The following is a 9444-nucleotide window of genomic DNA, read 5'->3' on the forward strand; positions in this document are numbered from 1 at the left end:
ATTATATAATAGTAGTTTGACATCATGAGCATAGAGTTTTTTAATACATTTAAATATTGCATCCACTGGACCATCACCAGTATCAGAAGCGCTTTTCACTTCGCCAAAAACTTCTAATGTCATTTCGGCTTTTTGTGGTTCTCCTGTTCCAGCATATACTTTTAACGATTTTAATTTAATTACATTGTCTTCAGTAACTAAGCTGTCATCTACAAGAGCAGCAATGTCTTCATCATAAATATGTTTTTTCTTATCTGCTAAAATTTTAAATTTACCAAAAGCAGTGTTTATGATGTCATCGGTAACATCAACATATCCCATGTCTGATAGTTTATCTCTAAAAGCATGTCTTCCAGAGTGTTTACCCATTACTAAAGAAGTTTTTTTAACTCCCACACTTTCAGGTGTCATTATCTCATATGTGTTTCTATTTTTTAACATTCCATCTTGGTGAATGCCTGACTCATGTGCAAAAGCATTCTTTCCAACGACAGCTTTGTTAAATTGAACTGGAAAACCAGTAGCATTAGAAACAACTTTTGAAGCTTTGCTTAAAAGTTTTGTATTAATATTAGTTGTGTAAGGCATTAAATCGTGTCTTGTTCTCATAGCCATTACAACTTCCTCTAAAGCTGCGTTTCCAGCTCTCTCTCCAATTCCATTTACAGTACACTCAATTTGTCTTGCGCCAGCCATAACTCCTGCTAAGGAGTTAGCTACTGCTAAACCTAAATCATTATGACAATGAGTTGATAAGATTGCTTTATCAATATTAGGGACTTTGTTTATTAATGTTTCAATAATTTTTTTAAATTCTGAAGGAACTGTGTAACCTACAGTATCGGGTATATTAATAGTTTTAGCTCCACACTCAATTGCAAGTTCTACTGTCTTGCACATATAGTCCATGTCTGTCCGTGTTCCATCTTCGCATGACCACTCAACATTATCTGTAAATTTTCTGGCATAGGTTACGCTTTCTTTAATTGCACCTAAAACTTCTTCTGGAGACTTATTTAATTTATGCTTCATATGTAGAGGGCTAGTAGAAATGAAAGTATGAATTCTGAAATTTTTTGCATGCTTTAATGACTCATGACATGCATCAATATCTTTTTTGGTTGCTCTAGCTAATCCGGCGGGTATTGAACGTTTTAAAGTTTTGCTTATTTCTGTAACAGCTTCAAAATCACCTGGTGATGCTATAGGAAAACCTGCTTCAATGACATCAACGCCTAGCTCATCAAATACTCTCGAAATTTGTAATTTTTCTTCTAAGCTCATAGATGCGCCTGGAGACTGTTCTCCATCACGCATTGTTGTATCAAATATTATTATTCTATTTTTATCTGTCATAACTTTATAAAAATTTAAAGCTCCTCATATTACAATCAAAGCTAGAATTTGCAAATAATTATGTAGTTCAAGTTAGTGTTTTGGACTCAGATTGGGTTAATTTTTATCTTTATCGACTAGTTTATTTTTGCCAATCCACGGCATCATTGCTCTTAGCTCTTTACCAACCTTCTCAATTGGATGCTTTGCTAAGTCTTGTCTCATTTTTAGGAAGTTTTTTTGGCCTGATTTATGCTCATCCATCCATTGTTTAGTAAACTTGCCTGACTGAATATCTTTTAGGACTTCTTTCATCTTTTCTTTAGTTTTGTTATCTACAACTCTTTTACCTGATACATACTCGCCATATTCAGCTGTATTTGAAATAGAATAATTCATATTTGCTATCCCCCCTTCGTAAATTAAATCTACAATTAATTTAACTTCATGAAGTGTTTCGAAGTATGCCATTTCAGGAGGGTATCCTGCTTCAGTAAGAGTTTCGAAACCATTTTTAATTAATTCAACTAAACCCCCACACAAAACTGTTTGTTCACCAAATAAATCTGTTTCACACTCATCTTTAAAAGTTGTTTCTATGATACCAGCCTTACCGCCTCCGACAGCCGAAGCATAGGATAGTGCTAAGTCTTTCGCTTTTCCTGAGCTATCTTTGTGAACTGCCATTAAACAAGGGACCCCTCCACCTTTTTGATATTCACTTCTTACTGTGTGTCCAGGACCTTTTGGAGCAACCATAAAAACATCTAGATCTTTTCTTGCATTGATTAGATCAAAATGAATATTCAAACCATGAGCGAAAGCTAAACTTGTTCCCTCTTTCATTCTTTGTTCAATGTGATTTTTATATATTTCTGATTGAAGTTCATCAGGAGTTAACATCATCACTACATCTGCCCACGCAGCTGCATCCGATAGGGACATAACTTTTAATCCAGCACTCTCAGCTTTTTTAATACTTGATGAGCCTTCTCTTAAAGCTACAACCACCTCTTTAACACCGCTATCTTTTAAATTAAGTGCATGTGCGTGACCTTGGCTTCCATAGCCAAAGATAGCAACTTTTTTATTTTTTATTAAGTCTTTATTTGTATCTTTATCGTAATAAGTTTTCATAATTAACTAAATATTTTTGAACCTTTTGTCATCGCAACTGCGCCTGTCCTAGAAGTGCTTATAAGTCCTAAACTTTTTAAATCAAGTGCTAATTTATCAATCTCCGCTCTCAAAGCAGTCACTTGTATTACAACAGATTTATTCGTTTTATCAAGGATTACAGGATTAAATTTCTTACAAATTTTTTTAACTTTTTCGATTTTTTTTGTATTTCCTAAAATTTTAAACATTGCCAGTTCTCTAAATAAAATATCTTTTTCACCACGTTTGAAATCAGCTACTTTATGAACAGGCACCAGTTTTTTAAGTTGTAAATTAATCTGCTCTATTACTTGTGGCGTTCCCTCAGTTACTATAGTTATTCTGGAAATATGTTTTTTTTTATCTACTTCTGCTACTGCAAGAGACTCAATATTATATCCCCTGCCAGAAAAAAGTCCTGCAATTCTTGCAAGAACTCCTGCTTCGTTATCAACCCATACTACAATAATATGTCTTTCAATTTTTCCAATTTTACCTGGAACACTATAAGCAGATTTAGACTTAGCCATTAAACTAAAATTTTCCCTTCATCAGAAATCTCTTCCTCTTCTTCAGGTCCTAAAATCATCTGATTATGAGGTTTACCTGAGGGTATCATTGGAAAACAATTTTCTGCTTTATCAACCACACAGTCAAAAATAACTGGCCTATCAATACTAATCATTTCCTTTATCTTATCATCTAACTCACCAGGTGTTTTTGCCCTAATACCAACGCAGCCATAAGATTCTGCAAGTTTAACAAAGTCTGGTAATGCGGCTGTGTAGCTTTCAGAATAATTCTTTTCATGTAAAAGCTCTTGCCATTGTCTCACCATTCCCATGTATTCATTATTTAAAATAAATATTTTAATTGGTAATCTGTATTGTACAGCTGTAGACATTTCTTGCATCGTCATCAAAACTGATGCTTCTCCTGCAATGTCGACCACTAACTTTCCAGGATTTGCAATTTGAACACCGATTGCAGCTGGAAGTCCATACCCCATCGTCCCTAGACCTCCTGATGTCATCCATCTATTAGGCTTATTAAACTTATAATGTTGGGCTGCCCACATTTGATGCTGACCTACCTCAGTGGTAATAAAGGTATCTTGATTTTTTGTTAATTCATACAATCTTTGTACAGCATGTTGAGGTTTGATAATTTTATCACTATTAATAAAATTTAAAGATTTTTTTTCTCTCCACTTCCCAATTTGTTCCCACCATTTTGACGTTTTTTGTTTATTCGAGTTCAAAAAGTTCTTATTTTTTTCTTTAAATCTTTTAATTAAAGATTTTAATAGTTCTGTAACATCGCTGATAATTGCAAGATCAACTTTTATATTTTTTCCGATAGAGGATGGATCAATATCGACATGAATTTTTTTTGAGCCAGGTGAAAATTCGTCCACTTTACCAGTAATTCTGTCATCGAACCTTGCTCCAATATTTATCATTAAGTCACAATCATGCATCGCATTGTTTGCTTCATAAGTTCCGTGCATACCAAGCATGCCTAAAAATTGTGGATCGTCTCCAGGGTAGGCTCCAAGTCCTTGCAATGTAGAAGTAATTGGAAAACCAGTTAATGAAACTAGTTCTCTTAAATATTTACTGGCTTCAGGTCCAGAGTTAATAACTCCACCTCCTGTATAAAAAATAGGCTTAGAAGATTTTTTAATCAGATCTATAAATTTATCTAATTCGGAATTGGATATTTTATGAGTTGCTTTTCCATTAAGTTTTTTTCTTAGAGTATTTTTAAAAAATTTATATTTACCTTTTTTAAATTGTATGTCTTTCGGAATATCAACTAAGACTGGGCCGGGTCTACCAGTAGTAGCAACTTCAAAAGCTAAGTGTAAAACTTTTGAAAGATCATTTACATCTTTTACTAACCAGTTATGTTTTGTACACGGCCTTGTAATTCCGGTTGTATCACACTCTTGAAATGCATCAGTGCCAATTAAATGTGTTGGTACTTGTCCAGAAATACAAACCAGTGGAATTGAGTCCATGTAAGCATCTGTTAGAGCTGTTACTGCATTTGTAGCGCCAGGTCCTGATGTTACCAATAAAACTCCAGGCTTTCCACTTGACCTTGCGTATCCTTCTGCTGAGTGTCCTGCACCTTGCTCATGTCTTGCTAAAATATGTTTTATTGATTTATGATTTTTTAACTCATCATAAATTGGTAATACCGCACCACCAGGATAACCAAAAATATATTCTACCTTTTGATCCTCTAGTGCTTTAAATACAATTTCTGCTCCACTCAATAATTTTGGCATATATACAATCTAGCCTAGAAATGAGTTGCGTCAAGTTTTAGCTTACAACTTTTAATGATTTTTTTAAAAGATTTGAGAAATTTTTCGAATATAGCTTATTCCAATTCTTCATATGGCCTCTGGCCCAAGTATTTTGTCTTTTTGCATATTGTCTGGTCTTTATATTTATAAGCTCTTTGCACTGCTCTAAAGAGATAGATTTGCTCAAAAAATCATTAATTTCTTTGACGCCAATAAGTTTATTCGCTGATAAAGTTTTATTTATTTTCAAAGCATTAAATCTTTTGACTTCATTTATACATTTTTTTTTAAACATCTCTTCTGTTCTAAGAGAGATATTTTTTAGTAATACCTCTCTAGGTATATCAATAAAAATCTTTTTTATTTCAAAATCTGAAAAATCAGGTTTTGTTTTTACAAACCAATCATATAAGGATTTTTTTGTACTAAGCTTTACTTCATACGCTCTTTGTAATCTTTGAGAGTCCGTTGGAAGTATTTTTCCTTTAACTTTTGGATCAAGCTTTAACAGTTGATTGTAAAATTTTTTATAGCCAAGCTTTTTAAATGAGTTTCTTACTTTATTTCTTGTTTTAATATCAATGTCAGGAATTTTACTTATGCCCTTTGTAATTATATTAAAATAAAGCCCTGTTCCTCCAACAATTATTGGAATTTTCTTTTTTTTTTTACAAATATTAATCTTTTTTTTTACTTGTTTGAGCCAATCGCCAGCTGAAAAATGTTTTTTGACTGAAATAATTCCGTAAAGATGGTGTTGAATTTTGCTAGTTTGGGCTGAATTTGGTCTTGAAGATAAAACAGAAAATTCTTTGAAAACTTGCATACTATCTGCATTAATAATCTCACCATTTATTTTTTTCGCCAATTTAATTGCTAAATTTGATTTTCCTGAAGCTGTTGGTCCTGCTAAGAGTATTAACTTTTTAAGCAAAACTAATTTATTTTAACGCCTAGGTAACGTCTTTGATTATTTTTATTTATTACTGTTAATAGTAATGTTTTCTCACCTTTTTTAAAAAAACTATTAACTGACTTTTTTAAATCTGAGGTCGATTTTATTGGAGACTTTTGAACTTCAATTATTATATCATTTACACTCAAAAGATTTATTAGCGGGCTTCTGCTAGAAATTTCCGTAATTACAACACCAGAGGTTTTTTTATTTAAATTCCTTGAGGTAATGTCGTCATTATTTACATCTCTTACAGCTATTTTTAATTTATCAATATCTACAACTTTTTTTACTGTTTTTGTTTTCTTATCTTTAAATTCTTCAGAGGACTCAAGTCGTCCAAGAACTAATCTTTTAGATATAAGTCTTTTGTTTCTCCAAATTTTTAGCTCTACGCTTTTTCCTACCTCTGTAGAAGCAACGACTTTTGGTAGAGTTCTCATTGTATCAATTTTTTTTCCATCAAAATTTAAAATTATATCGCCTGCTTTTATTCCTGCTTTATCTGCGGGACTATTTTCACCTACACTAGCAACCAAAGCACCTTGAGGTTTTTTGAGATTTTCCACATCAGCTATTTCTTTAGTAACCTGTTGAATTCGAACTCCTAACCAACCTCTTTTCGTTTCTCCAAATTTTATTAATTGGTCAATTACGTTTGATGCTGCATTAGCTGGTATAGCAAATCCTATTCCGATTGAACCCGATTGGCCCGGAGCAATAATTGCAGTATTGATCCCAATTACCTCTCCTTTAAGATTAAATAAAGGTCCACCTGAGTTACCTTGATTTATAGAAGCATCGGTTTGAATGAAATCATCATATCTTGTAAGATTAATATCTCTGTTTCTTGCAGATATAATTCCAGCAGTCACTGTTCCTCCCAAACCAAAAGGATTTCCAATCGCAACAGCCCAATCTCCAACCCTTGCTTTATCAGAGTCACCAAAGCTTACTGGCTTAAATTGTTCTCTAGTTTCCATTTTTAAAACTGCTATATCCATATAAGGATCTGCGCCAACTACTTTAGCTTTATATTCTTTATCTCCTACTCTTACTAAAATATCATCAGCTCCAGAGATTACATGATTATTTGTTACAACTGTTCCTTTTGTGTCAATGATAAATCCTGAACCTAGCGAAGAAGCTTTTCTCTCTGTAGGTCTTTCAAAATCTTTAAACATTTCACCAAATGGTGATCCTGGAGGGAATTGAAAAGGAAATTGATTTGTAGTTGTTCTAACCGTTTGAGTTGTAGAAATATTCACAACGGATGGCATTAGTTTGTCTGCTAAATCTGCAAATGAATCTGGAACAGGTTTTGAATGTGCAAAAGAAAAATTAATTATAATTAAAAAAAATAATATTTTGCTTACTAATTTCATCTAACTTTTTATATACCAAATTATTAAAAAACCAATAATCAAAAAAACAATTCCTAGAATTCTTAATTTATTCTCAGGAGTATTTTTAATTAATTCTAATATGCTTTTAATTCTTGACGGGAAAATGGCTAAAAACAGACCTTCCACAAAAAAAATTAATCCGATAGCGATAATAAACTCATTCACAAATATTTTAAATTCCTACCTTTTTAAAGCAGGCTTCACAGACTTGCCAAAAAATTTAAAGAATTCACTATCAGGTGATAAAACAAGTGATGTCTCGCCTCCAATTAGAGCTTTTTCATATGCTTGCATTGCTCTATAAAAAGCAAAAAACTGTGGATCTCTTCCAAACGCATCAGCAAAGATTTTGTTTCTCTGACCATCACCTTCACCTTTCATAATTTCTGATTTCTTATTTGCTTGAGCTAAGATTACAGTTACGTCTTTGTCTGCTGTCGATCTAATTTTTTGAGCTATCTCTGCACCTTGTGCTCTAAATTCCTTTGCTTCTCTCTCTCTTTCTGTTTGCATTCTTTTATAAATCGCTTCACTGTTTGCTGGAGGTAAATCAGCTCTTTTTATTCGAACGTCAACAATATTAATTCCAAAATTCTTTGCTTCCTCATTTACTTGAGATTGGATTATCTGCATTTGTCTTGCTCTGTCTGTAGATAGTAATGTTGCGAGTTCTTGTGTTCCTAATACCCCTCTAATTCTAGAATTAATAATTGTAGATAACCTAGATCTTGCAACTCTTTCGTTTCCAACTGAAATATAAAACTTTAAAGGGTCTACAATTTTAAATCTAGCAAAAGCATCAACTATTAATCTTTTTTGGTCAGCAGCTATAACTTCTTCTGGATCATTATCTAAATTTAAAATTCTTTTATCGAGATAAACTACATTTTGAATAAACGGTAATTTAAAATTTAAGCCAGCTTTAGTAACAATCTTTTTAGGATCACCAAATTGAAGAACTATTGCTTGACTAATTTCTTGTACAATAAATAAAGATTGGAAAATCACTACACCAATTAAAATTATTGCCGGAACTATAAATTTAACGCCTCTCATTAATTATTACTTCCTTTTTTTAATTCAGGTAATGGTAGATAAGGAACAACTCCTGAACCAGATTCTTTATCTATAATTACTTTATCGATATCTGCTAAAACTTTTTCCATTGTTTCTAAATACATTCGTTCTTGAGTAACTTGTTTTGCATCTTTATATTCATTATATATTGCTAAAAATCTGCTAGCCTCACCCTCAGCTTTTGCAACAACTTCTTTCTTATATGCTTCTGCTTGTTGTAAAACTTGCTCAGCTTCACCTCGCGCTCTTGGTATAACATCATTAGCGTATGCTTCAGCTTCGTTCTTTGATCTTTCTCTATCTGCTCTAGCGGCCTGTACATCCCTAAATGCATCGATAACTTGTTCTGGCGGGTCAGCTTGTTGAGTTTGTACTTGAGTTAATTGTATGCCTGAACCATATTCATCTAAAATCAGTTGGGCTATTTCTTGAACTTCAACCTCTATTTTAGATCTTCCTTCTGTCAAAATATTTTGAATTCTATTTTTTGCTATTACTTCCCTCATTGCTGTTTCGGATGCAGCTTTAACTGTTTCTACTGGACTTTGAATATTAAATAAAAATTTTTGTGCGTCTTTAATAACCCAAAAAACTGAGTAATTTATATCAACAATATTTTCGTCACCTGTTAACATTAAGCTTTCCTCTGGAACGTTTCCAACTCCAGACGATCTACCAGAGTCACTTGCTGGCCTGAAACCAACATCCACTCTATTAACTTTAGTTACTTTAGGAGTTAAAACTCTCTCAAAAGGTGTCGGGAAATGATAATGTAAGCCTGGTTGAGTAGTGTTCACGTATTTGCCAAATCTTAAAACCACTCCTTGTTCATCAGGTAAAACTCTGTAAAGACCACTTGCAACGTAAAGTAGTGCTACAATTATTAAACCAATGATAATTGGTTTAGAACCTCCTGATTTACCGCCAGAAAACTTATTTATAGTTTTTTGAAAATTTTTTATAACATCATCGAGACTTGGTGGGTCTTGTCTAGAACCTGATCCATTTCCACCAGGCGAACCTCTTCCTCCGTCACCGCCAGGAGGTGCTCCCCATGGAGATTGGTTGTTTAAAATTTTGTCTTTAAAACTCATGTCACTTTATATAGTGACTTTTAACCTAAAAACAAGTTAAGAAGGAGCGCTAAAATGTCTAAAACTTTTGATAAAATTGAAACATGAGCCAAAAACCACCTT

Annotated in this window: 9 protein-coding genes; all 9 read right to left on the reverse strand. The window is 33.0% G+C overall.

Going from position 1 to position 9444, the window contains the following annotated elements; all coding sequences use genetic code 11:
• A partial coding sequence (locus AMN78_RS01170; protein ID WP_075533783.1) for a 2-isopropylmalate synthase occupies positions 1–1356 on the reverse strand: 1356 nt, incomplete at its 3' end.
• Positions 1357–1452: 96 nt separating this feature from the next.
• Positions 1453–2472 carry a ketol-acid reductoisomerase gene (gene ilvC, locus AMN78_RS01175; protein ID WP_075533784.1) on the reverse strand — a complete coding sequence of 340 codons (1020 nt, stop codon included), beginning with the start codon at positions 2470–2472 and terminating at the stop codon, positions 1453–1455.
• Between the two features lie 2 nt (positions 2473–2474).
• Positions 2475–3023, reverse strand: a complete 549-nt coding sequence (gene ilvN / locus AMN78_RS01180; protein WP_075533785.1) for an acetolactate synthase small subunit — start codon at positions 3021–3023, stop codon at positions 2475–2477.
• On the reverse strand, positions 3023–4789 hold the full coding sequence (locus AMN78_RS01185) for an acetolactate synthase 3 large subunit (protein ID WP_075533786.1): 1767 nt from the start codon (positions 4787–4789) through the stop codon (positions 3023–3025). The genes ilvN and AMN78_RS01185 overlap by 1 nt, the downstream gene beginning before the upstream one ends.
• 37 nt (positions 4790–4826) lie before the next feature.
• Entirely contained in the window at positions 4827–5744 is a 918-nt protein-coding gene (gene miaA / locus AMN78_RS01190; RefSeq protein WP_075533787.1) for a tRNA (adenosine(37)-N6)-dimethylallyltransferase MiaA, read from the reverse strand.
• 2 nt (positions 5745–5746) lie between these two features.
• Positions 5747–7150: a Do family serine endopeptidase gene (locus AMN78_RS01195; protein WP_075533788.1), complete on the reverse strand. Its 1404-nt coding sequence runs from the start codon at positions 7148–7150 to the stop codon at positions 5747–5749.
• The gene (locus AMN78_RS01200; protein ID WP_075533789.1) at positions 7151–7336 is read right to left on the reverse strand and encodes a DUF2065 domain-containing protein; all 186 of its coding nucleotides are present in this window, start codon (positions 7334–7336) and stop codon (positions 7151–7153) included.
• Between the two features lie 15 nt (positions 7337–7351).
• The gene (gene hflC / locus AMN78_RS01205) at positions 7352–8227 is read right to left on the reverse strand and encodes a protease modulator HflC (protein WP_075533790.1); all 876 of its coding nucleotides are present in this window, start codon (positions 8225–8227) and stop codon (positions 7352–7354) included.
• Positions 8227–9342, reverse strand: coding sequence for an FtsH protease activity modulator HflK (gene hflK / locus AMN78_RS01210; protein WP_075533791.1), 1116 nt, complete (start codon positions 9340–9342; stop codon positions 8227–8229). The genes hflC and hflK overlap by 1 nt, the downstream gene beginning before the upstream one ends.
• Between the last annotated feature and the right edge of the window lie 102 nt (positions 9343–9444).

The sequence above is a fragment of the Candidatus Pelagibacter communis genome (assembly GCF_001179945.1).
Taxonomy (GTDB): domain Bacteria; phylum Pseudomonadota; class Alphaproteobacteria; order Pelagibacterales; family Pelagibacteraceae; genus Pelagilacustribacter; species Pelagilacustribacter ubique_A.

What these genes read in the sequence shown, in the direction of transcription:
- ilvN (WP_075533785.1), bottom strand. Translation starts at nt 3,023, where the DNA reads ATGGCTAAGTCTAAATCTGCTTATAGTGTTCCAGGTAAAATTGGAAAA.
- AMN78_RS01195 (WP_075533788.1), bottom strand. Translation starts at nt 7,150, where the DNA reads ATGAAATTAGTAAGCAAAATATTATTTTTTTTAATTATAATTAATTTT.
- hflK (WP_075533791.1), bottom strand. Translation starts at nt 9,342, where the DNA reads ATGAGTTTTAAAGACAAAATTTTAAACAACCAATCTCCATGGGGAGCA.
- ilvC (WP_075533784.1), bottom strand. Translation starts at nt 2,472, where the DNA reads ATGAAAACTTATTACGATAAAGATACAAATAAAGACTTAATAAAAAAT.
- hflC (WP_075533790.1), bottom strand. Translation starts at nt 8,227, where the DNA reads ATGAGAGGCGTTAAATTTATAGTTCCGGCAATAATTTTAATTGGTGTA.
- AMN78_RS01185 (WP_075533786.1), bottom strand. Translation starts at nt 4,789, where the DNA reads ATGCCAAAATTATTGAGTGGAGCAGAAATTGTATTTAAAGCACTAGAG.